This window comes from Pseudoalteromonas sp. A757, assembly GCF_004103285.1.
Classification (GTDB): Bacteria; Pseudomonadota; Gammaproteobacteria; order Enterobacterales; family Alteromonadaceae; genus Pseudoalteromonas; species Pseudoalteromonas galatheae.
In genome coordinates this window covers 21,723-43,551 of sequence record NZ_QNQN01000049.1, presented here as the reverse complement: position 1 = coordinate 43,551, position 21,829 = coordinate 21,723, and the positions used below count along the sequence as shown (strand labels likewise).

20 protein-coding genes are annotated in these 21,829 nt (G+C 43.1%); 10 read left to right on the top strand and 10 right to left on the bottom strand.

Translation table 11 applies throughout. The features are described from left to right. Positions 1 to 73: 73 nt before the first annotated feature. From DRB05_RS01370 to DRB05_RS01325, 10 genes are all read left to right on the top strand, one after another. The gene (locus tag DRB05_RS01370) at positions 74 to 1,912 is read left to right on the top strand and encodes a DUF294 nucleotidyltransferase-like domain-containing protein (RefSeq protein WP_128725340.1); all 1,839 of its coding nucleotides are present in this window, start codon (positions 74 to 76) and stop codon (positions 1,910 to 1,912) included. A gap of 3 nt (positions 1,913 to 1,915) precedes the next feature. Next, positions 1,916 to 2,533 carry a 3'-5' exonuclease gene (locus DRB05_RS01365; protein ID WP_128725339.1) on the top strand — a complete coding sequence of 206 codons (618 nt, stop codon included), beginning with the start codon at positions 1,916 to 1,918 and terminating at the stop codon, positions 2,531 to 2,533. 271 nt (positions 2,534 to 2,804) lie between these two features. After that, a complete protein-coding gene (epd, locus tag DRB05_RS01360; protein ID WP_017216577.1) occupies positions 2,805 to 3,815 on the top strand; it encodes an erythrose-4-phosphate dehydrogenase in 1,011 nt (336 codons plus the stop codon). Positions 3,816 to 3,942: 127 nt separating this feature from the next. After that, positions 3,943 to 5,121, top strand: coding sequence for a phosphoglycerate kinase (locus DRB05_RS01355; protein WP_128725338.1), 1,179 nt, complete (start codon positions 3,943 to 3,945; stop codon positions 5,119 to 5,121). A 198-nt stretch (positions 5,122 to 5,319) separates the two neighbouring features. Continuing rightward, positions 5,320 to 6,384, top strand: coding sequence for a class II fructose-bisphosphate aldolase (fba, locus tag DRB05_RS01350; protein ID WP_010607559.1), 1,065 nt, complete (start codon positions 5,320 to 5,322; stop codon positions 6,382 to 6,384). Positions 6,385 to 7,067: 683 nt separating this feature from the next. Next, positions 7,068 to 8,021 (top strand): porin, encoded by a 954-nt coding sequence (locus DRB05_RS01345; protein ID WP_128725337.1) that lies wholly within the window; start codon positions 7,068 to 7,070, stop codon positions 8,019 to 8,021. Positions 8,022 to 8,323: 302 nt separating this feature from the next. After that, positions 8,324 to 9,013 carry a phosphate regulon transcriptional regulator PhoB gene (phoB, locus tag DRB05_RS01340; RefSeq protein ID WP_010378755.1) on the top strand — a complete coding sequence of 230 codons (690 nt, stop codon included), beginning with the start codon at positions 8,324 to 8,326 and terminating at the stop codon, positions 9,011 to 9,013. A gap of 51 nt (positions 9,014 to 9,064) precedes the next feature. Then, positions 9,065 to 10,393, top strand: a complete 1,329-nt coding sequence (phoR, locus tag DRB05_RS01335) for a phosphate regulon sensor histidine kinase PhoR (protein ID WP_128725336.1) — start codon at positions 9,065 to 9,067, stop codon at positions 10,391 to 10,393. 77 nt (positions 10,394 to 10,470) lie between these two features. After that, complete coding sequence (locus tag DRB05_RS01330) at positions 10,471 to 11,439, top strand: phosphate ABC transporter substrate-binding protein (RefSeq protein ID WP_128725335.1); 969 nt, start codon at positions 10,471 to 10,473, stop codon at positions 11,437 to 11,439. 209 nt (positions 11,440 to 11,648) lie between these two features. After that, entirely contained in the window at positions 11,649 to 13,271 is a 1,623-nt protein-coding gene (locus DRB05_RS01325) for a HAMP domain-containing methyl-accepting chemotaxis protein (protein WP_128725334.1), read from the top strand. A gap of 332 nt (positions 13,272 to 13,603) precedes the next feature. On the opposite strand, the gene DRB05_RS01315 is transcribed toward DRB05_RS01325, so the two are convergent. From DRB05_RS01315 to sfsA, 10 genes are all read right to left on the bottom strand, one after another. After that, positions 13,604 to 14,011 carry a phosphate ABC transporter substrate-binding protein gene (locus tag DRB05_RS01315; protein ID WP_128725333.1) on the bottom strand — a complete coding sequence of 136 codons (408 nt, stop codon included), beginning with the start codon at positions 14,009 to 14,011 and terminating at the stop codon, positions 13,604 to 13,606. An 11-nt stretch (positions 14,012 to 14,022) separates the two neighbouring features. Next, positions 14,023 to 15,216 carry a porin gene (locus DRB05_RS01310; RefSeq protein ID WP_128725332.1) on the bottom strand — a complete coding sequence of 398 codons (1,194 nt, stop codon included), beginning with the start codon at positions 15,214 to 15,216 and terminating at the stop codon, positions 14,023 to 14,025. 332 nt (positions 15,217 to 15,548) lie between these two features. Next, positions 15,549 to 15,779, bottom strand: coding sequence for a hypothetical protein (locus DRB05_RS01305; protein ID WP_039491465.1), 231 nt, complete (start codon positions 15,777 to 15,779; stop codon positions 15,549 to 15,551). Positions 15,780 to 15,788: 9 nt separating this feature from the next. Further along, on the bottom strand, positions 15,789 to 16,637 hold the full coding sequence (gene panC / locus DRB05_RS01300; RefSeq protein ID WP_128725331.1) for a pantoate--beta-alanine ligase: 849 nt from the start codon (positions 16,635 to 16,637) through the stop codon (positions 15,789 to 15,791). Positions 16,638 to 16,721: 84 nt separating this feature from the next. Further along, positions 16,722 to 17,516 carry a 3-methyl-2-oxobutanoate hydroxymethyltransferase gene (panB, locus tag DRB05_RS01295; protein ID WP_128725330.1) on the bottom strand — a complete coding sequence of 265 codons (795 nt, stop codon included), beginning with the start codon at positions 17,514 to 17,516 and terminating at the stop codon, positions 16,722 to 16,724. Between the two features lie 23 nt (positions 17,517 to 17,539). Continuing rightward, a complete protein-coding gene (gene folK / locus DRB05_RS01290) occupies positions 17,540 to 18,019 on the bottom strand; it encodes a 2-amino-4-hydroxy-6-hydroxymethyldihydropteridine diphosphokinase (RefSeq protein ID WP_128725329.1) in 480 nt (159 codons plus the stop codon). After that, positions 18,020 to 19,336 (bottom strand): polynucleotide adenylyltransferase PcnB, encoded by a 1,317-nt coding sequence (pcnB, locus tag DRB05_RS01285; protein ID WP_128725344.1) that lies wholly within the window; start codon positions 19,334 to 19,336, stop codon positions 18,020 to 18,022. Positions 19,337 to 19,509: 173 nt separating this feature from the next. Next, the gene (gene gluQRS, locus DRB05_RS01280) at positions 19,510 to 20,457 is read right to left on the bottom strand and encodes a tRNA glutamyl-Q(34) synthetase GluQRS (protein WP_128725328.1); all 948 of its coding nucleotides are present in this window, start codon (positions 20,455 to 20,457) and stop codon (positions 19,510 to 19,512) included. Positions 20,458 to 20,467: 10 nt separating this feature from the next. After that, on the bottom strand, positions 20,468 to 20,911 hold the full coding sequence (gene dksA / locus DRB05_RS01275) for an RNA polymerase-binding protein DksA (RefSeq protein WP_017216564.1): 444 nt from the start codon (positions 20,909 to 20,911) through the stop codon (positions 20,468 to 20,470). Between the two features lie 174 nt (positions 20,912 to 21,085). Beyond that, positions 21,086 to 21,805 carry a DNA/RNA nuclease SfsA gene (sfsA, locus tag DRB05_RS01270; protein ID WP_128725327.1) on the bottom strand — a complete coding sequence of 240 codons (720 nt, stop codon included), beginning with the start codon at positions 21,803 to 21,805 and terminating at the stop codon, positions 21,086 to 21,088. Positions 21,806 to 21,829: the final 24 nt, after the last annotated feature.

Genomic DNA, 21,829 nt, shown 5'->3' with positions numbered 1-21,829 from the left:
TGCCCAGCCAGCGTGCTGGGCAAATTTGTTTTTGATAGTGCAAAATTGTAGACGATTAAAAGGACAGTTAGGTATGACGCCAGAAATTCAAGATGTCTTTCAATTTGTTTATAAACAAGCCCCGTTTTCTGAATTGCCCGAAGCGGCTGCCAACTACTTTTCTAAACACATCGAAATTATTTATCTTAGTCAGACGAATCAACAAGATTGGCTTCAAGATGGCAAGCCAAATCTATATTTGCTGCGCTCTGGTGTGGTTGATCTGATCTCAGCTAAAGACGAAGTCATTGGTCGTATGAGTGAGGGAGACTACTTTGGTTATCCTTCTTTATTAACTGGTGATGCCATTCAAAATCGCATCGAAGTTCAAAAAGATGGTTTGGTCTATATTCTCAATGAGCAGAACTTTGACTTTTTACGTCGAGAATACAAATCGTTTGAACAATACTTTGTTAGAGCACATGCCAACCGACTACTTTCTTCTCGTTATAAACAGCAGAGCGAAACTTGGTCAGAGCGGAAAATATCTGAACTAATGACTAAAGATGCGGTTACTATCGCGCCAACAGCGAGTATTCGTGACGCTGCCAAATTGATGAGCCAGCATCGTGTTTCATCAATTATGGTCACGGAGCAAGCGCGCTTGGTTGGTGTTGTGACGGATAGAGATCTGCGCAATCGAGTTCTAGCGCAAGACAAAGATCCCAGTGCTCCACTTGCTGAGATCATGACGGAAAAGCCAAAACATATTTTTGAAAACAACCGTGTGTTTTCGGCCCTGCATTTAATGCTTAAGCACAATATTCATCATTTGCCTGTGTTAAATGAAGCATATAAACCACTGGGCATGCTGACCAGCACCGATCTGCTGAGACAGCAAAAAAGTGATCCAGTGCAGCTTATCGGCAGGATCTACAAAGCACAAAACCTTTTGGCTATCAAAAGCTGTGCTCAGGAGATCCCGGATCTATTACGCCAATTTTCCTATCATATCGAAGATATTTCATTGATTGGCAAACTACTAAGCGGCCTCACTGATGCACTAACATCAAGATTAATCTATTTATATCAACAGCAACATGGCGCCGCGCCTTGCCGCTTTGCGTGGATCTGTTTTGGCTCTCAGGCACGGGAAGAGCAGACCTTACATTCAGATCAGGACAATGGTTTATTGCTACCAGACAATATCAGCGAAAACGATCGCAGTTACTTTGCTGCTTTAGGCGCGTTTGTCTGTGAGCAACTCAACGAGTGCGGTATTCAATCTTGCCCGGGAAATATCATGGCTAGTAATATAGATTGCCGTGGCACAGTTGCCCAGTGGACCGCCAAATTTAGCAATTGGATCTTGTCTCCTACGCCAAAAGCGATGCTTAATTGCAAGATCTACTTTGATATGCGTTTTATTGATGGCGCCAGCGATCTCTATGCGACTCTTCGCCAATCTTTGGATCAGATCAGTCGAAACGAGCTGTTTTATGCGGCAATGGCGACAGACATCAACGCAAATTCGGTACCGATCGGGATCTTTCAACAATTTAAACTGGAAAAAGACAAGAGCAAACATAAGTATTTAGATCTTAAAAAACGTGGGGTTGCTATTATCAACGATGTGGTTAGGTTGTATGCGCTAAAGGTTGGGGTTGCAAGGGCTAACACATTAGAGCGCCTAGAGACACTGACTAAAAGCCCATTACTTGCTAAGTCGGATATCGACAATTTAAAAGACTGTTGGCGGTTCTTAACACAATTGCGGCTAAAGACTCAAATCAACCGTGAAGGATTACCAGGAAATTGTATTAACCCAGAAAACCTCTCTTCTCTAGAACGGCATCAACTCAAAGAAGCATTTTATTTAGTAAAACAAGCACAGCAGGCGAGTGCGTTTAAGTTTGCTCGAGGGAGTTTATAAGCAATGAATTGGTTTTCTCACTCTATTGCTAAATGGCGCTATAAACATCTGCCGTTTGCGCAAGCCGAGTTAGTGGTGCTAGATCTTGAGCTCACCGGGCTTGATCCTAAGCGCCATGAAATTGTGTCGGCTGGTTGGTTGCCGATTAAAAATATGCGGATCCAAGTGAAAGATGCGCAGTATCATTTGAACAGTGAGGTGCAATCGCTTGCACAAAGTCCAGTTTTCCACGGTATTAGTAGTAGTCGATTGGCTGAGGGTGAATCCTTACAAACTTTGTTGCTGGCGCTTCAGCGCGCGCTCCACGGTAAAGTGTTGGTATGTCATAATGTACAGATGGATTGGGCGTTTCTTAAGGCAGCATTTCAGCGCTTTGAACTAAATGTAAGACCTGCCTTGCTATTAGATACTATGCAGATAGACAAGCGTCGTGTATTAAAGCAAGGCTATCCGTTGGCGCAAGATGCATTAACCCTAAACGCTTGTAGAATGCGTTATGGTTTACCTCCTCATCAATTGCATGATGCGCTCAGCGATGCTTTAGCGACAGCGGAGCTACTGTTGGCGCAATCTCAGGCCATTTGTGCTGGCGGTAAATGTAAAATTGCGGATTTAACTTGAGTAATACTAATTAAGTTAACTCCTCAATCAATTTGAAGAGTTAAATATCATGCGATCGGTGTTAGAGTTTTTTCATTTATAACAAATAAGTAGAAGTTTTTTGTCTGATTATCAAGAAATTTTCCCACGTTAAATTAGCTTATTTAATTAAATGCAATTTGCATTAAAAAATTGCCCTAGCCCCTTACACATTTCACTCAGGTCGATTACAATAGCGCCATCAAAACGAAGGGGAACTTTCGTACTTGCGACTTCATGGATTTTCAATTTAATGACAATCAAGCTTGCAATTAATGGCTTTGGTCGAATAGGGCGTAATATCGTAAGAGCACTCTATGAGTCGGGTCGTCACCACGAAATACAAATTGTAGCCATCAATGAGTTGGCGGATCCTAAAGGGATCGCGCATCTTCTAAAATACGATACCTCACATGGGCGTTTTGCTTTTCCAGTTTCGTTAACAGAATCTTTTTTGGAAGTAGCTGAGGATAAGATCCAGTTATTTTCAGAGCCGGATCCAAGTCACCTGCCTTGGCGCGCGCTAGATGTTGATGTGGTGCTTGATTGCACAGGCGTCTATCATTCTCGTCAGCATGCACTTGCGCATATTCAGGCAGGGGCAAAGAAAGTATTATTTTCACATCCCGCGGATGCTGATGTTGATGCGACGGTGATCTTTGGTATCAACGAAGAGATACTGTCACCTGAGCACACAATTGTGTCTAACGGCTCATGCACAACGAACTGTATTGTTCCGGTAATTAAAGTGCTAGACGATAAGTTTGGTGTTGAGTCTGGCGCTATTACGACTATTCACGCTTCTATGCATGATCAACAAGTGATTGATGCTTATCACAGTGATTTACGGCGCACGCGCGCGGCAAGCCAATCCATCATCCCTGTTGATACTAAGCTTGCTCGCGGTATTGAGCGTATTTTACCTAAGTTCCAAGGTCGTTTTGAGGCGATCGCGGTACGGGTGCCAACAATCAATGTAACGGCGATGGATCTGAGTGTGACGCTCAATGAAAATGTCACAATTGATGCGGTAAACTCGGTTCTAAAACAGGCCGCTGGTGGTCGTTTAGAAGGGGTACTGAGCTACACTGAAGAGCCGCTAGTGTCGGTTGATTTTAATCACGATCCACATTCTTGTATTATCGATGGTACGCAAACTCGAGTGAGTCACAAGCGCTTAGTTAAGCTGCTAGTTTGGTGTGATAACGAGTGGGGTTTTGCTAATCGTATGCTTGATACCGCTTGCGTGATGATGCGTGGCTAATCATTTGTTTCAGACGCTGTTATAATCAAATTGTCTGCACAAAATTAAAACAATAATTCAAACCGAGGTAGCAAACGATTGCTGCCTTGTAGATAACAAAATGTATCGTTCTTTAAGGAGATGTCCAATGTCAGTCATTAAGATGGCGGATTTAGATTTAAACGGCAAGCGTGTGTTGATCCGCGAAGACCTAAATGTGCCAATTAAAGATGGCAAAGTCGCGTCGGACGCGCGGATCCGTGCTGCACTACCTAGTATCAAATTAGCGCTAGAAAAAGGTGCTAAAGTGATGGTGATGTCTCACCTTGGTCGTCCAACCGAGGGAGAATATGATGCACAATACTCCATGCAGCCGGTTGTGGATTATCTTAATGATGCGTTATCTCAAGATGTACGTTTAGTGACTGACTATCTAGACGGCGTGGATGTACAAGACAATGAAGTTATCGTATTCGAAAACGTGCGTTTTAACGTTGGCGAGAAGAAAGACGATGAAGTACTCGCGAAAAAACTGGCAGCGCTTTGTGATGTCTACGTGATGGATGCCTTTGGTACTGCGCACCGCGCACAGGCTTCAACACATGGTGTTGGCTTGTACGCAGAGGTGGCATGTGCAGGTCCATTGCTTGCAGCTGAACTCGACGCGCTTGGTAAAGCACTAGATAACCCAGCTCGTCCTTTGGTGGCCATCGTTGGCGGCTCTAAAGTATCAACTAAACTAACCGTGCTTGATTCATTGTCTAAGGTTGTTGACCAACTCGTGACTGGTGGCGGTATTGCTAATACCTTCATTGCTGCAGCGGGTAACCCTGTTGGTAAGTCGCTGTACGAAGCGGATTTGATCCCTGAAGCGAACAAGCTAGTGGCTGCTGCCAGAGCGAATGACGGAGATATTCCTGTTCCGACTGATGTGGTTGTAGGTAATGAGTTTTCAGAATCTGCAGTTGCGACGATTAAAGATGTAAGCGAAGTGTCAGACGAAGACATGATCTTCGACATCGGTCCTGATACTGCAACTCAACTTGCAGAGATCATTGCGAGTGCTGGCACTGTGGTTTGGAATGGCCCTGTGGGCGTATTTGAATTTGACCAATTTGGTAATGGTACTGAAGCGATTGCCAATGCCATCGCTAAGTCGTCAGCATTCTCAATTGCTGGTGGTGGCGATACGTTAGCTGCTATCGACAAGTATGGTGTTGAGCAAGATATCTCTTATATTTCTACAGGTGGTGGTGCTTTCCTTGAATTCTTAGAAGGCAAAACACTTCCTGCGGTCGCTGTGCTTGAGCAGCGAGCTAGAGACTAAAATTGATTGAGGTAGCGTTAAGCTGCCTCTTAATATCAGGTAAACATCACTCTCTCACATACTTGATGTTTGCTTGACGACGCGTAGCGTCCGGTTAGCCAATAAATAAAGTGGTTAACCTCATCAGTGTAGGCTGGTGTAAACATATTATCCGTTCAAACCGATAGCGGTGGCTATCAACAATTGGAGAAAAGCAATATGGCTTTAATCAGTATGCGTCAACTTCTCGATCATGCAGCTGAGCATGGTTATGGCGTTCCGGCATTTAACGTGAATAACCAAGAGCAAATGCGTGCGATCATGGAAGCTGCGGACAAGACAAATAGTCCGGTTATCGTGCAAGGCTCTGCTGGTGCACGCAAATATGCTGGTGCACCATTTATTCGCCACATGATTTTAGCGGCTGTAGAAGAATGGCCTCATATTCCAGTTGTAATGCACCAAGATCATGGTACTTCACCTGCTGTATGTCAGCGCTCTATTCAACTTGGTTTCTCATCAGTCATGATGGACGGCTCTCTAATGGAAGACGGTAAAACGCCTTCAAGCTACGAGTATAATGTGGACGTTACTCGTCGTACTGTTGAAATGGCGCACGCCTGTGGCGTGTCTGTTGAGGGTGAGCTAGGTGTGCTTGGTTCTCTAGAAACCGGTGAAGCTGGTGAAGAGGACGGTATTGGCGCTGAAGGTAAATTAACAGAAGATCAGCTACTGACAGATCCGGAAGAAGCAGCAGATTTCGTCAAGAAAACCAATGTAGATGCGCTTGCTATTGCATGTGGTACATCACACGGTGCTTATAAGTTTACTCGTCCACCAACGGGCGATATCTTAGCAATTAACCGCATCAAAGAAATCCACGCTCGTATTCCTGATACTCACTTAGTAATGCATGGTTCGTCTTCAGTGCCGCAGGACTGGTTAGCAATCATCAATGAATTTGGTGGCGAAATCCCTGAGACTTACGGTGTACCGGTTGAGCAAATTGTTGAAGGTATTAAATTCGGTGTTCGTAAAGTCAATATCGATACCGATCTGCGTTTAGCATCAACAGGTGCGATTCGTCGCCACCTTGCGCAAAACCCAAGCAATTTCGATCCACGCAAATTCTTAGCGGAAGCAACGAAAGCAATGACTGAGATCTGTGTTGCGCGTTATGAAGCGTTCGGTACAGCAGGCCAAGCTGCTAAGATCAAACCAATTTCACTTGATGATATGCACTTGAGATATCTAACAGGTGAGTTAGATCCTAAAGTGAAATAACTTACCGGATCAAAATTTGACTAAGTAAAATTGTGCACTGCACTTTGATACTTCAAAAAGCCTCTGAAATAGAGGCTTTTTTGTATTTGATCCTTGATTAGAAACCTAGGGCTTACTGGGTGAAAATATACTTAGATCGCCATTTTATACCAATTGAATTAATTCTCTAATCAATTTGAAGGGTGAAATAGCATATTAGCTTCGTTAAAAATTTCTCATTTAGAACAACTAAATAGCAAAATTTTTGCCTTGCTACTAAAGCTATTTCCCCGCTTCAAGATAGATCATTTACTTAATACAACTGGTATTACTAGCGAGGTAAATAGGGATCAGATCTTTACTAACAAAGATCATTGTTTGACTAAGTAGACATATTTCAAAACATCAGATCAATAAGTTAGCCTCTCTTAGATCATTCTTATACCAACCCGATCCGACATTGAGCTGCAATTAGTTAGTAAGAAAATGATCTCTGGGTCGATCTTGTTAGTAAAAATCTGATCCTGATTATAGATGATCCCTATCAGTTAATAAAATACTGATCCCGAAGTTCGTTCCTTGATCTCCAGCTAAAAGTGTCTAACTTTAAAAATACGAGATCTGTTCGCTACGGCCTCTCTGTCTGGCCTCAGCATCTCAAACCTTGTTGTACTGCGCCCAAATACTATCCAAGGTGATCAAAGATGAAAATGAAATACCTACCATTTGTTGCCCTAAGCCTTTGCTCTGTGAGTGTTTGTAGTTATGCAAACGAAGCTGTATCTCTATACGGTAGAGCTCATGTCGGGGTGCAAAATTCTGATAAAGATGGTGACAGCGATACTTCAATTGAAAGCTATAACTCTCGTATGGGGTTAAAGGGGTCGACAAAGCTGCAGGACGGGCTTGAGGTCTTTTATAAATATGAATTCCAAGTCGAGATCACAGATCAAGACAAAGATGGTAAGTCAGGTGATAACCTTACAGCTCGCTCTCAGTATCTTGGGGTTAAAGGGAGTTATGGTCAGCTCCTGATCGGCCGTGATGATACACCGATGAAAAAGTCGCAAGGTAAAGTGGACTTAATGAATGACTTTTCTGGTGATATTAATTCGTTCTTTGTTGGTGAAAATCGCCTTGGTGACACTGTGCAATATACGACTCCGGCTATTAATCATTTACAATTTACGGTGAGTTACATTGCCGAAGACAACAGCAAGCAAAACGGCGAAGATGGACTATCTTTGTCGGCAAGTTACGGTGATAGCAAACTCAAAAAAACCAATGTATATGTTGCTGTTGCCCATGACAATAAAGTCGCTGGGCAAGATATTAATCGCGTGACGGTACAAGGAAAGCTGGGGGACTTTAAGCTCGGTGGTATGTATCAACAGAATGAAGCGATAGATAGCGATGAGGAAGTAGATAGTTTCATGGTGAGCGCTGCTTACCAGATTGAGTCATATACCTTACTTGCCCAGTATCAAGACTCGGATGGGGCTGCCGGTAAGCTGAAAGACTCTGGCAATGCAGCTTCAGTAGGTGTGGAAAAAAGTTTGAGTAAACAAGCTCGTATGTATCTTTGGTATTCAAAATTTTCATTGGATAACAACGAAGATCATAACACGATGGCGGTCACATTGAGATATGACTTTTAATTTACAAAGACGTATGCCTATTTACAAAAAGCATACTGATTTTGCGGTGAATTGCAGCGTAGCTTTTGTAGTGCGACTCGGAGGTCGTAGTCCATATTTCGAAAACACTATTTTAAGATAAACGTTTTAGCATAAAATATATTTAAAATCAGTTGATTATAAATAAGTAAGGTATTCCCTGTGTAGCCAAAAAAGAGATTTTTTTTGGCTTGTTTTGCGTTTACACGTTACACTTTCATAAAAATGTCACAGTTAGTCATAATAATGACATCAACAACGTCGGTAACGAGAGAACATTGGGAATGTCACGTAAAGTACTTGTAGTTGATGATGAAGCACCTATCAGAGAAATGTTGGTGTTCGTACTAGAGCAAAATGGTTTTCAAGCAATTGAAGCTGAAGACTATGACTCAGCAGTAGCTGCTATGGTAGAACCTTATCCCGATATGGTGCTGCTAGATTGGATGCTGCCAGGAGGTAGTGGTATTCAAATTGCTAAAAAGTTTAAGCAAAGTGAATACACCCGTCAGATCCCAATCATCATGCTAACGGCAAGAGGTGAAGAGGAAGACAAAGTTAAAGGATTAGAGGTTGGTGCGGACGATTATGTGACAAAACCTTTCTCTCCTAAAGAGCTCATGGCTCGGATCAAAGCGGTTATGCGTCGAGTTTCACCTACGTCGCTGGAAGAAGCGATAGAGGTGCACGGATTACGTCTGGATCCAATCTCTCACCGAGTTACATCTGCGGGCACCGAATTGGATATGGGGCCGACAGAGTTTCGTTTATTACATTTCTTCATGACACACCCTGAACGAGTTTATAGCCGTGAACAGTTATTAGATCACGTATGGGGTACTAACGTGTACGTTGAAGACCGCACAGTAGACGTTCATATCCGTCGCCTACGAAAAGCTATCGCACCGCTCGGTCATGATCGCTTAGTGCAAACCGTGCGTGGTGCAGGTTACCGCTTTTCGAGTAAACTGTAATTAGTATTCCAAGAGGAGCTAAATTATTTGGCTCCCAAGTGGATTTAGTCTATGTATCGAGTGATTGATAAACAGGCGTTAACGAGACGCCTGTTTTTGTATTTCTTACCATTAGCCTTAATTGGCTATTTAGTCAGTGCACCTTTTCTGTTTATGTTCATCGGTGCTTTCGTCTTATTAGTTTGGCATTACAAACAACTCTATCGCTTGAGTGATTGGTTACTCAATCAGCGAAGTTTTAACCCACCTGAAGGTAAGGGCGCTTGGGAACAAGTATTTGAAGGGATCTATCAGCTTCAGCAACGTAATCGTAAAAAGCGCAATGAACTCGCTGAGCTGATCCGACGCTTTCGAGAGGGGGCTGAAGCCATCCCAGATGCGGTAGTTGTACTGCAACAAGATCTCAGTATCGTGTGGTGTAATCAGCTAGCGTTGAAAGTGCTGGGTTTGCAATGGCCTACAGATCATGGGCAGAGGCTGGATAACCTTATCCGAGATCCCAAATTTGTAAAATACATGCATGAACATCGTTTTGATGAAGCGTTAGAGCTAGAGACTGGGCTTGGTCATGAGCAAGTGCTCGAAATACGTGTAATGCCTTATGCCGAACAACTTATGCTAGTGGCGCGTGATGTTAGTCGACTAAAGCAATTGGAGCAGATGCGCAAAGACTTTGTCGCAAACGTATCTCATGAGTTAAGGACGCCGCTAACCGTTATGGCTGGTTATCTAGAGATGATGGATAGCGATAATATGCCACCTCCCGCGATGTGGGCTAAGGCACATGGCACTATGATAGATCAGTGTAAACGGATGGATAGTCTGGTAAATCAACTTCTTTCTTTATCTCGAATTGAAGGGGCGAGAAAACAAGACAATGATAAAGCCGTGAATATTCCTGCCATGCTTGAGCTTATTCATACTGAAGCCAAGTCACTTAATCAGGAAAAAGGTCATGAGCTCGTTTTTGATATTGATGCGACTTTGGATATCAAGGGAGCTGGGGATGAGTTGCGTAGCGCATTCTCGAACTTAATTTTCAATGCTGTCCATTATACCAAGCCTGGTGGGCACATTCATGTACGTTGGTATTTAGAAAATGACTTGCCGACGTTTAGTGTCGTCGATAATGGTGATGGTATTGCGCCTGAACATATAAACCGTCTAACGGAACGTTTCTACCGTGTGGATAAAGCGCGTAGTCGGAAAACGGGCGGGTCAGGCCTTGGTTTGGCAATTACTAAACACGTATTGTCTCGCCATGACTCGGCTTTACATATTGAAAGTAAAGTGGGTGAAGGTTCTCATTTTTGGTTTGCTTTCCCAAAACAAAAGCGAATTTTTATGACAAATGATGAAAGTCATAAAAGTGTAATTTAAGAGTAATTTTATTGTCATTTTATCGCTGCACAATGAGCTGCGTAAAATAACTGGGACCAACAACTGGAGTGACCCCAATGAAATTTAAAAGCTTAGTTGCCGCAATGGGTGTGGCTATTACTACATTAGTTTCTACTCAAGTATCTGCTTTAGACGAAAAGTTACCAGAGTACAATAAAACTAGCGGTATCTCAGGAAACTTCTCTTCTGTAGGTTCTGATACGCTTGCCAATATGATGACGTTTTGGGCTGAAGAATACAAAAGAATATACCCTAACGTAAACATCCAGATCCAGGCTGCTGGTTCCTCAACTGCGCCACCAGCTCTAACGGAAGCAACGGCAAACTTCGGTCCAATGAGCCGTAAGATGAAGTCAAAAGAAATCGAGGCTTTTGAAAAGCGCTACGGTTATAAGCCGACAGAAGTTCGTGTCGCAATTGATGCCCTAGCAGTATTTGTACACAAAGATAACCCAATCGAAGGCTTAACAATTGAACAGGTTGATTCAATCTTCTCTTCAACGCGCAAGTGTGGAGCATCAGCACAAGCAAATCGCTGGAGTGACATTGGCCTGACGGGGGATTGGGCTGCAAAAGATATCCAGCTTTATGGTCGTAACTCTGTATCTGGTACTTATGGTTACTTCAAGAAAAAAGCACTGTGTAAAGGTGACTTCCGCAATAATGTTAACGAGCAGCCAGGTTCTGCGTCTGTGGTACAGTCTATCTCGTCTTCAGTGAATGCGATTGGTTACTCTGGTATCGGTTATAAAACGTCAGGCGTACGTACCGTACCACTAGCGAAAAAAGGCACAAACTACGTTGATGCAACATTAGAAAATGTGGCACAGGGTAAATACCCACTGTCTCGCTTCCTATACCTATATGTAAACAAGCACCCTAATAAAGAATTAGCACCTATCGAAGCTGAATTCTTGAAGATGGTATTGTCTAAAGAAGGTCAAAAGATCGTTGAGAAAGATGGTTACGTTCCTCTTTCTAGCGAAATGGCGACACGCGAATTGAAAAAGTTAGGTTTACTCTAATCTATTATTCAACTCGCTAATTACTTGTTGTTATTGATGCCGCTCATTGAGCGGCATTTTTTGTTACTACATCATCATGTTCCCAGATTGAATAATTTGTTTAAATCTTCATCCTAAAACGGCAAAAAAGCTGGAAATATTCTATATTTAGTTAAAATTTATAATAAATCAGTCGATAATGAACTCGTCTTACTTCAAAAGGTGTATATATGAGTCTAGGTACTGCTTTTGCTGATCTTAGTATTACCAAAAAGATCCACGCCATTACGCTCGTTGCGGTTGTCGCTTTTGTGGTTATCGTGTTTGTTAATTACAACGCTATTAGCTCTAATCAAAGGGCATTAAATGAATTAGAGGAGCAGACATATAAAATTCTTAACCTCGCCACAGAAAATGCAAATAAGCTGCAGAATTTAGATGAGCTATTCACTCAAGCTGTAACCTTCGGGGATGCAGAGTTGCTAGATAAAGCAAAAGAATATCAGCAGCAAATTCAAGCGAACCTGCAAAAAATTGAGTCGGTACAAAGCGGCTTTATGCCTTCAGATAATAGCGACGAGCTTGTGCAGTACGGCAAAATTGCGCAACAAATTGCAGGGGGAATGATTGATGGTACAGCTGACTTTTCCCGTATTCAAGAAGATGCCAAAAAGAAAACTGAAATCTACGAAGGCCTAGTCGCAGATTTTACCAAGGCGAAAGCAAACGCGGACGACCGCTTTGTCGAACTGCTACAAAACACTGAAGCACGTTCAGCAAATGCGCTCACGATAATGCTGATTGTGGCTGTTATTTCTTTACTTGTTCTGGTTTTCTTAGCGGTTGTGATTGCAAGAGGTATTGGCAACTCCGCTAAGGATGCGGCGCAAAATCTGAAACTGCTAGCGCAAGGGCAGGGTTCTTTGTCCACCACGCTCAATGTGCGCTCTCACGATGAAATTGGCCAAGTATCCATAAACTTCAATGAGTTTGTTGCTTTACTAAAAGGGGCGGTTGTCGAGGTCATGAGTGTCGTCGAGCCTTTGATGAAAGACTCAAGCCGTCTTGTTCAGGGCATGGAAAAAGCTGAAGGGGCAACTAAGCAACAAACGCATGACGCGGAAGTGGTACGTCAATCTATGGAAGAAATGCGGTTAAGTGTGGGTGATATCTCTCACTCGGCGTCACAGGCATCAGATGCTGCCCAGCTGGCCGAACAAGAAGTTGAGCAGAGTAAGCGCCAAATTCAGGTGTCAGTTAACGAATCACAAGCGTTAAGTGAAGAAATTAATCATGCAGCAGAGACGATCAATAAGCTAGCTGATGATACACAGAACGTGACGCAAATCTTAAATGTGATCACATCAATTGCAGAGCAAACCAATTTACTTGCTTTAAATGCTGCGATTGAGGCGGCTCGTGCTGGTGAGCAAGGTCGAGGTTTTGCTGTGGTTGCTGATGAAGTCCGCGAATTAGCCTCAAGAACAGCAAAGTCGACCAATGAGATAAGAGAACTTTTAAATGTGTTAACAGAAGCGGCAAACCAAGCGGTGAAAGCAATGACAAGTGCAAGCAGTATGGCAATTAATAACGCGGAAGCTGCAGCACAAACCGGACAGTCGATTGAGCAGATAGCAGCACAAATCTTGTCAATAAATAGCATGAATGGTCAAATTGCTGCGGCAACGGAAGAGCAGACCTCGGTAGCTGCGATGGTGGTAAACAATGTGACATCTATGCACCAGTCTTTCCAAGACACAATGCAAGCGTTGAATGAAGTACAAGACGTTGCTGAGAATCTTCATGTATTGTCCGATAACTTGAAAGATGCAACCTCAAAATTTAGAGTCTAATGCTTTAATTTTTAAACGATAAATAAAAACAGCCACATTAAGTGGCTGTTTTTATTTGATAAGGAATATTAGGGTCTGTTTATCTTTCAAGTTTGCTTTTGCAGCAGTTTGATTGGTATTTATACAAGGCAGAGCCTGCGTAGCATAGTCATTCTATGTGAGTCAGGCGAGAACACAGTGAAAATACCAATCAAGCGCTGCCCTTTGGTTTCACCTGAGTGCGCTTTGTTCATTGTTGCTCAACTTTTACCTAGATCACTAGACGGCAAGTCGAGCGTCGCGACCAAAACCCACTCAGAAGAACAAAAATCAAACAGCAAAGGTCAAAGGCCCTAGTATTTACCTATCACTTTGACGGCATCGGTTACTTTGCTTGCGTCAATATAACCAATTGCGTCTGCATTGCTCGAAACAAAATCGATTACTGCTTGATCGCTATCTAGCTTCTTCGGAGGTGTTCCCTTACCAGTGAATACTAATTTAGACCAATGGGCATTTAGCTGAGAGCTAGATTTACCAATCACTTTGTCGTTAAACTCGTCAAATACAGCATTACCATCCTGATTCACAGGGGTCGCACTATTACCATCGGCAAATGATTTGCTTTTACCTAGGAATAACTTTTTGATAGTACCGTCATCAACAGCAGATGCATTGGCTGAGTTCACGATAACAGCAATATCTGCTAAAGCTACCTGGCTGGCTAACAGTAGCCCTAAGCTCAGTATTTTTTTAATCATATTAGCCTCCGTTAGAATACTAAATCGATACCGAAGCTCAACAGCTCAACTTTTTGATCTGTCAACGTGTTATCGAATTGGTTTAGTTCAATTTTGAATGCTGCTGATGGATGGAAGTCATAACGTGCACCAATACTCCATGTTTCAGACTCTGCACGAGCGCCTGCAAGCGCACCATTAACAAGAGTTCTTAAATAAGGTGCATTTGGATTGGTTGGATCGGTCGTGACGGGAATGGTTACGCCATTTGGAGCGGTGATGGTGAGTGGGACAGAGTTAAACTCGTCGTTCTCATTCTTGTCTTCATTGTGTTCGTAGGTTAGGTGGACAGTCCATGCATCAATACGGTAACCGAGTGAAGCGTAATACTGCTGTTGTTTAGCAAGTATACTGTTATCCACTTCAAACTGGGTGTATTCTGCGTCGAACAAGACATCGTTGTAGTCGATAGCAATACCAATCGCGGCAAAGTAAGCATCATCTTTATCGACAGCAATATCATCCGCTTGTTGAGTTAGCCCATAGCCAGTCAACCCTGCCAATAATCCCGATAGTTCAGGGCTATTAGCTGCGCTAATGCTCGCTTCGGTAGCAAAGTAGGCCGCACGCATACTGAACCAATCTCTGCTTAGTGTCCAGTTTATGCCTACTGTGTTGTTTAACTCAGCTTCATCTGAGTAGGTAATAGCAACAATGTCGTCATCTACGCTGCCTAATGCTAGCTGTACAGTGCTTTCCCACTCCCCTAATGTTGAGTTATGGATATAACTCAATCCGTTATAGGTGCTAAAGCTTAGGTTATATACAGATTGAGGTGGTTTAACCCAGCGGTATGCATAGCCCACATCTAAAAAGTCAGAGTAGCGATAGAATGGTATACGCATTTTACCTGCGCTTATCTGTGAAGCATCTGAAATCGCATAAGTTAAGTATGCCCATTCAAACTCGGCATCAAAGTCATTCTGACCACGGCCCACGATCTGTGCTGTGGCAGTTAGACTTTCTTGTAGATCGGCGGAAAGTTGTAGGGCGAATAAGCTACGATTCTCCATATCAAAATCATTGTCATAGCCATATAGTGTGTCGTCACTATCTAGCGTTTGACCACCAATAATGGAAGCAAAACCATTAATTCTGATTTCAGCGGCGCTGTGAAAACTCACTGTCCCAAGCGCTATCGCTAAAGCAATTGCTGACTTTTTCATATTGATTCCCATTTTCTTTGCAAAGAGTCGTGTCTGTAACACGCATTAAAAGTGCTGATACCGAGCTCAACAATCGTGTTACTTTTGTCTTAGAGATTAGAATAAAAACCAGAAATAACAAGTTATTAAGAAAAGTTAGTACTCACTGCTTGCATTGTTTAAGAAATCAAGTCGTGAGCCAACTTAAGTTGGTGTTGTAGGTCTATCTCATCAGACCAGTTTATTATATCGCAAAATATTCCAAATGAGAGAATAAAAAATAATGGTGGGAGTTGGGAAGTATTTGTATTTAAAGGGATCGCAAGGGAGCTGGTTGCTAAAATAAGAGCAAACTATCGTTTGCTCTCGGTAATTTTTTCAGCCTGTACTTTGCAGGCATTATACTGCTCAATACATTTATCAGTGCATATCTGTAAAGACATTGTCTCTGGTGTGTTTTGCATCTCACAGCTGCGTTCGCATTGATAATTCTGCTGTGCACACTGGTTCAACTCAGGTGAGATAGAGTTACTGCACCCCAATAGGGTGGTAGAAAATACTAATAAGGCGAACGCAATTTTCATTATTATTCCTTAGACCGTGACTTGAATATTATCAATCAGTCTGACTTTGCCGAGAAAAGCTGCGGCAAGAATGACGAGTTGATTATCTTCGAGTGTAGCAGGTTTCAAGCTATCTTTTTGACAAATGTTAAAATAATCCAACTTTAATCCGGCATTATGCAGCATTTCTGTTGCATTTTTTGTTACCTTCGAAAAATCTTTTTCGCCATTCTCTATAGCGCCAGCTGCTGCTTTTAGCGCTTGAAAAAGTACTTTAGCAGTATCTTTTTCAGATTCAGAGAGGTAACCATTACGTGAGCTCATCGCCAGTCCAGAAACTTCTCTTTGAGTCGCAACACCAATCACTTCAACAGGAATAGACAAGTCTTTCACCATTGTTTTGATGACCTGTAACTGTTGAAAGTCTTTTTCACCAAAGCAGGCAAAATCAGGTTGTACTAAGTTAAACAGTTTAGTGACAACCGTTGCAACGCCACGAAAGTGTCCTGGGCGTGTGCCACCACAATGTCCTTCTGATACTCCTGGTACATCAACAAAACTTTGCGCATTTAGGCCGTTAGGATATATGGTCTCAACGGTAGGCGTAAACACAATATCGGTTTCTAATTCTGCAAGGCCCTGCTTATCTTGATCGAGCGTACGTGGGTAGCTGTCGAGGTCTTCGTTCGCACCAAATTGCATTGGATTTACAAAGATACTGACAACGACTTTATCCGCTAGGGTTTTCGCTTTTTCTACTAAAGAAAAATGACCACGGTGAAGGTTGCCCATCGTTGGTACGAAGGCAATGCTCAACCCTTGTTGGCGCCAAGCTTTAATCTGGCTTCGTAACGATTTAATCTCAGTAACTGATTGCATGTTGTACTCTAACTAATAATAACAATACCAACCCAAACAAAATGCTTGGATCAGACTCAGCGATAAGCATCACTCATCGCAAATTTAATTAAATTCGTGATCAGGACCCGGGAAGTCACCTGATTGCACGTCTGCACAAAACTTTTTCACCGCATCTGGCATGTTGCCAGTTTCTAGCAGGAAGTTCTTAGAAAATTTAGGAATATAGCCTGCGGAAATACCAACCAAGTCATGCATAACCAAAATTTGGCCATCGGTCTCTTTACCTGCGCCAATACCAATAACCGGAATTGTCACGGCATCGGTAATGCGTTTAGCCAATGCCGAAGGCACACATTCAATCACGATCATTTGTGCACCAGCACGTTCTAACGCTTGTGCATCGGCTATCATCTTTTGTGCCTGTGCTTCTTCACGACCTTGAATTTTAAAGCCACCAAACACGTGCACTGATTGTGGTGTTAACCCTAAATGGCCACAAACTGGGATCCCTTGTTGGGTAAGCAGTGCAATGCTGTCGTAGAGCCATTCACCACCTTCCAGCTTTACCATGTTTGCACCAGAGCGCATCAAGGTAGCCGCATTCTGACAGGCTGACTGTGGATCTGAGTAGCTCATAAAAGGCATATCGGCGATAACGAATAGCTCTTTACTACCAGCTCGTACACAACGGGTATGATAGGCAATGTCATCCGTGGTAACGGCTAAAGTGTCTTCACCACCTTGTAAAACCATACCCAGAGAATCACCTACTAAGATGACATCTACGCCATTGTCGTGAAATAACTTTGCAAAACTTGCATCGTAAGCGGTGAGAGCGGTTATTTTTGTTCCTTCACGCTTCATTTTGGCAAGTGTTGAGACGGAAATTTTTGCCATGGTAAACCCCTTGAATTGGTTTATTAGAGGATTGCTAATCCGTTAAGTGGTAAGTGCTGTGATAAAGAGCCAAGCTCAGTGCCATCAGGTAATTTGAGTTCTGGCGCTATCTCTAATAGTGGATAGACGACAAATTCTCTTTCTTTCAAGCCGTAGTGTGGCACCGTAAGCCTATCACTGTGAATGGTGTCGGTATTAAAAAGCAGAATATCTAAATCGAGCGTGCGCGGTCCCCAGCGCTCGGCTTTGCGTACACGACCATGTTCAAGCTCTATTTGTTGCAATACATCGAGTAAAGACTCTGCTGTTAATGATGTTGCTAGTTTTGCTACGGCATTCACATAATCAGGTTGATCTTGAGGGCCCATAGGTTTTGAGCCATACAGGCTAGAGTGCTGGACAAGCGAGAGGTCTGGATGGGCGGCGAGCACATCGAGTGCTCGCTGTATTTGTGCCATCGGCTCGGATAGGTTTGCACCCAATCCAATGTACGCAATATTCATTTAATCTTCTTTCGGTTTTCTTTTTGGCTTACGTCTATTATAACGACGCTTAGGTTTGCTTTGGTTACCTAAGTTGCGAACCATGTCTTTTTGGCCGGTGACGTCATTCTTGAGGTAGTCAGTCCACCAAGCTGCAAGTTCTTCTTGCTCTTGCTCACCACTTTCAACACGCAATAATAGGAAATCATATGCGGCTTTGAATCTCGGCTGCAAGCTTAGGCGATATGCACGCTGGCCTGAACGTTTATCTAGGCGTTGTTGAATATGCCAGATATCTCGGGCACCTAAAGTAAAGCGTTTAGGTACCGCAACATGTTTAGCATTTTCAGCAAGGACGTGATTAATGGCTTGCATAAAGGCATCATATTCATTCATACCTTCGGCCACAAGCGCTTCGCTCTTAGCTAAAATAGGGAACCATAAAAGCGCTGCATAGATAAATGCAGGGGTTACTTTTTTATCCGCATTGATACGGCTATCCGTATTGGCAAACATTTGCTGAATAAAGCGACGCTCAAAGTCATTGTCAGGCTGTGCTAGTATTTTATCGAGCGCTGGGAATAACTGCGCAAATAAGCCGTATTCACGCATCTGAAGAAAATTTTCTTCCGCTTTACCATTTAAAAATAGCTTTAGCGTTTCTTCGAACAAGCGTGCAGCTGGAATATGTCCAAGTAACGGCGCTAGTGCTTTAATCGGAGTGCGGGTCGGGGTAGCAATCTCCATATCTAGTTTGGTTGCAAAGCGGATGGCTCTGAGCATGCGTACCGGATCTTCGCGATAGCGAGTTTCAGGATCGCCAATCAACTCAATTTTACGCGCTTTAATGTCAGCAACACCACCCGCAAAGTCGCGTAGAGTAAAGTCATTGATCGAATAATATAGCGCATTGATAGTAAAGTCGCGGCGCTCGGCATCTTCTTCAATACTGCCGTAGACATTGTCGCGTAATAGCTGCCCGTGTTCGCTGGCTTGACTTGTCGTGGCACAAGAGTCATCACTTTGGTGATGGCCACGCATGGTGGCAACTTCAATAATTTCCCGTCCAAAAACAATGTGCGCAAGGCGGAAACGACGACCTATTAAGCGACAGTTACGGAAAAGCTTTTTGATTTGTTCAGGTGTTGCATTGGTAACGACATCAAAGTCTTTAGGCTCTATTCCTAGCATGATATCGCGGATACAACCACCAACTAGGTAGGCATCATAGCCACCGTCTTTTAAGCGATAGAGCACTTTGATAGCGTTAGGGCTAAATTGTTTACGAGATATACCATGCTCGCTGCGAGGAATTATCGCAGGTGTCGGGCTGGCCATTTTCACCGTCTCATCGCCTTTTCCAGTTACAAACTGGCGGCAAAAGTTTACAAGCTTGGAAATAATAACTCGTCTCCTGAGCAATCAAGTTTTCTATTCTAGTCGTTGTGAACCACTGCTTTTGTCTTAAAACAGGTCGCATTTAAGGCTCGCTATCATATACTCAAATGAGACTAAATTGAAGTACTTGAAAACAGTGGACGAAAAGCAAAATCGCCATTTTCTAGAGAGTCTAGTTGAATTTCCTGTACTTTAGGAACGTGATCAAGACTAAAAATATCAATAGCGTGAGTCAGTAATGCGTCAACATCTTGATAATTATGGAGAGAATCAACCGGCACATGCAAATAACGCAGCGCGGCATAAAGGGTTGGTAGCGGGTTGCGGTTATCAATAGCTGGAGCATGATTTTGCTTAGATAACTTAAATCCGGGCTCTGCGACAGCCAGAGGCACGTGAGCGTACTCAGGTAATGGCTGATTGAGCTGTCGAAATAAACTAATTTGTCTTGCTGTGGGTTCTAGCAGATCGGCACCACGCACGATATGACTAATCTTTTGCTCTATGTCGTCAACTACCACCACCAATTGATAAGCAAATAAGCCGTCGCGGCGTTTAACGATGTAATCTTCATGCGCAATTGCTGAGGGAATGACAACCATGCCTTGTATTGCATCATTAAATTCAGTAACTGGACAGCGCTGCTGTAGGCGCAAAGCGTTATCTTGCCAACTTAGCGCTAAAGCTCGGCAATGGTTATTGTAAAAGCCACCCATTGCTTTAATTTGCTTTCTTGTACATTGACATGGATACACAAGGGAGTCTGATTTTAGTGTCGTCAAATAGGCTTGGTATAGGGCATGGCGCTGTGATTGATAGACAACCTTTTCATCCCAGTAAAGGCCGTATGCTTCAAGTGTGGTTAATATATTGTCGGCAGCACCCATAACTACACGCGGTGTGTCTATGTCTTCGATGCGAACGAGCCATTTACCTTGATTAGCTTTTGCGTCTAAATAGCTACTCAGGGCGGCTACAAGAGAGCCGAAATGAAGTGGACCGGAAGGCGAGGGAGCAAATCGACCGCGATAGCTCCCAGTTTGCTTTAAGCTTGGGGACACAGGGCTGAGATTATCCTCTGCCTTGTTGTTTTTCTTTGATTTCTGCGAGAGATTTACAATCAACGCAAAGATCAGCTGTTGGACGCGCTTCTAAACGGCGAATGCCGATTTCAATACCGCACGACTCACAAAAGCCGAAGTCATCATCTTCGATAAGTTGAAGTGTTTTCTCAATTTTCTTGATTAGCTTACGCTCGCGGTCGCGAGTACGCAGTTCAAGAGAAAACTCTTCTTCTTGCGCTGCACGGTCCACAGGATCAGGAAAGTTTGCCGCTTCGTCTTGCATGTGTGTCTTAGTACGGTCTACTTCATTACGTAGATCGGCACGCCATGCTTCTAATATCGCTTTGAAATGAGCACGTTGTGCTTCATTCATGTATTCTTCGCCTGGCTTTTCTTGATAAGGTTCTACACCGGCTTGAGCCAATAACCCTAGTTTTTTCTGGTCTGGCATACCATTCTCCTAAATCCTTAATACATAACCCCAGCTTTCGCCGGCGGGTATAAATAGCAAAATCTTTACCCCTTAGCAAACACTTTTTTGCTGCAAATGTCAGCCACTTTTTCAATGTTTAACTATTTTGGGGGAGAAAACTATCACGGCTATATGTGGGCGACATGAAAAAAGTCAAGCGTAATCAAAAGGAATTTCTTCAATTAATTGTACTTGGTTGTCGTCAATATGCGCTCGGTAAGCAATGATTTCTACCCCATGAGAAATTGCTTCTTTCACTAACGCTGCATATCTTTGATCTATATGACTGGCTGGTTTGACGCAATTAATCCCTGTATGGAGCGCGGCAAACAGTAATACCGCACGGTGACCTTGCTGTTTAATGTGGATTAATTCTCTAAGATGTTTTTGACCTCTTAAGGTTTCAGCATCAGGGAAAAAACCTTGCTGTTGCTCGAGCAACGTCACCGACTTTACTTCAACGTAGCAGAATTGCGAGGATTGTCCATTTTCGAGGTTGCTCAACAAAATATCAATTCGGCTATTTTCAGCCCCATATTTCACCTCAGTTTGAAGTGTTTTGTAGCCTTGCAATTGCGTTATTCTTCCTTGCTCAATGGCCTCAACAGACACTTTATTGGCCACCGCTGTATTTACACAAATAAAATGACCATCATTATCTTGCGTCAGCTCCAACGAATGAATGTACTTTCGCTTAGGGTTATCGCTGGTGGAATAATAGGCTGTAAATCCCGGGTCTGCACAATTGGTCATTCTACCAGTATTGGCGCAGTGTACGGTGAATTCGTCACCACTTGGGGCGCGTAAGTCGACAAGAAAGCGTTTATATCGTTTGAGCAAGGTTGCTTGTTGTAATTGCCTAGAAAACTTCATTGGTCGCTTTAGGTTGGGTGTATT

Bases quoted from the DNA above. Each gene is read 5' to 3' on its own strand.
- DRB05_RS01315 (WP_128725333.1), bottom strand. From the start codon at position 14,011: ATGATTAAAAAAATACTGAGCTTAGGGCTACTGTTAGCCAGCCAGGTA.
- phoR (WP_128725336.1), top strand. From the start codon at position 9,065: ATGTATCGAGTGATTGATAAACAGGCGTTAACGAGACGCCTGTTTTTG.
- DRB05_RS01355 (WP_128725338.1), top strand. From the start codon at position 3,943: ATGTCAGTCATTAAGATGGCGGATTTAGATTTAAACGGCAAGCGTGTG.
- DRB05_RS01330 (WP_128725335.1), top strand. From the start codon at position 10,471: ATGAAATTTAAAAGCTTAGTTGCCGCAATGGGTGTGGCTATTACTACA.
- DRB05_RS01370 (WP_128725340.1), top strand. From the start codon at position 74: ATGACGCCAGAAATTCAAGATGTCTTTCAATTTGTTTATAAACAAGCC.
- dksA (WP_017216564.1), bottom strand. From the start codon at position 20,911: ATGCCAGACCAGAAAAAACTAGGGTTATTGGCTCAAGCCGGTGTAGAA.
- epd (WP_017216577.1), top strand. From the start codon at position 2,805: ATGACAATCAAGCTTGCAATTAATGGCTTTGGTCGAATAGGGCGTAAT.
- DRB05_RS01310 (WP_128725332.1), bottom strand. From the start codon at position 15,216: ATGAAAAAGTCAGCAATTGCTTTAGCGATAGCGCTTGGGACAGTGAGT.
- DRB05_RS01365 (WP_128725339.1), top strand. From the start codon at position 1,916: ATGAATTGGTTTTCTCACTCTATTGCTAAATGGCGCTATAAACATCTG.
- sfsA (WP_128725327.1), bottom strand. From the start codon at position 21,805: ATGAAGTTTTCTAGGCAATTACAACAAGCAACCTTGCTCAAACGATAT.
- pcnB (WP_128725344.1), bottom strand. From the start codon at position 19,336: ATGGCCAGCCCGACACCTGCGATAATTCCTCGCAGCGAGCATGGTATA.
- DRB05_RS01305 (WP_039491465.1), bottom strand. From the start codon at position 15,779: ATGAAAATTGCGTTCGCCTTATTAGTATTTTCTACCACCCTATTGGGG.
- panB (WP_128725330.1), bottom strand. From the start codon at position 17,516: ATGGCAAAAATTTCCGTCTCAACACTTGCCAAAATGAAGCGTGAAGGA.
- DRB05_RS01345 (WP_128725337.1), top strand. From the start codon at position 7,068: ATGAAAATGAAATACCTACCATTTGTTGCCCTAAGCCTTTGCTCTGTG.
- folK (WP_128725329.1), bottom strand. From the start codon at position 18,019: ATGAATATTGCGTACATTGGATTGGGTGCAAACCTATCCGAGCCGATG.
- DRB05_RS01325 (WP_128725334.1), top strand. From the start codon at position 11,649: ATGAGTCTAGGTACTGCTTTTGCTGATCTTAGTATTACCAAAAAGATC.
- fba (WP_010607559.1), top strand. From the start codon at position 5,320: ATGGCTTTAATCAGTATGCGTCAACTTCTCGATCATGCAGCTGAGCAT.
- panC (WP_128725331.1), bottom strand. From the start codon at position 16,637: ATGCAATCAGTTACTGAGATTAAATCGTTACGAAGCCAGATTAAAGCT.
- phoB (WP_010378755.1), top strand. From the start codon at position 8,324: ATGTCACGTAAAGTACTTGTAGTTGATGATGAAGCACCTATCAGAGAA.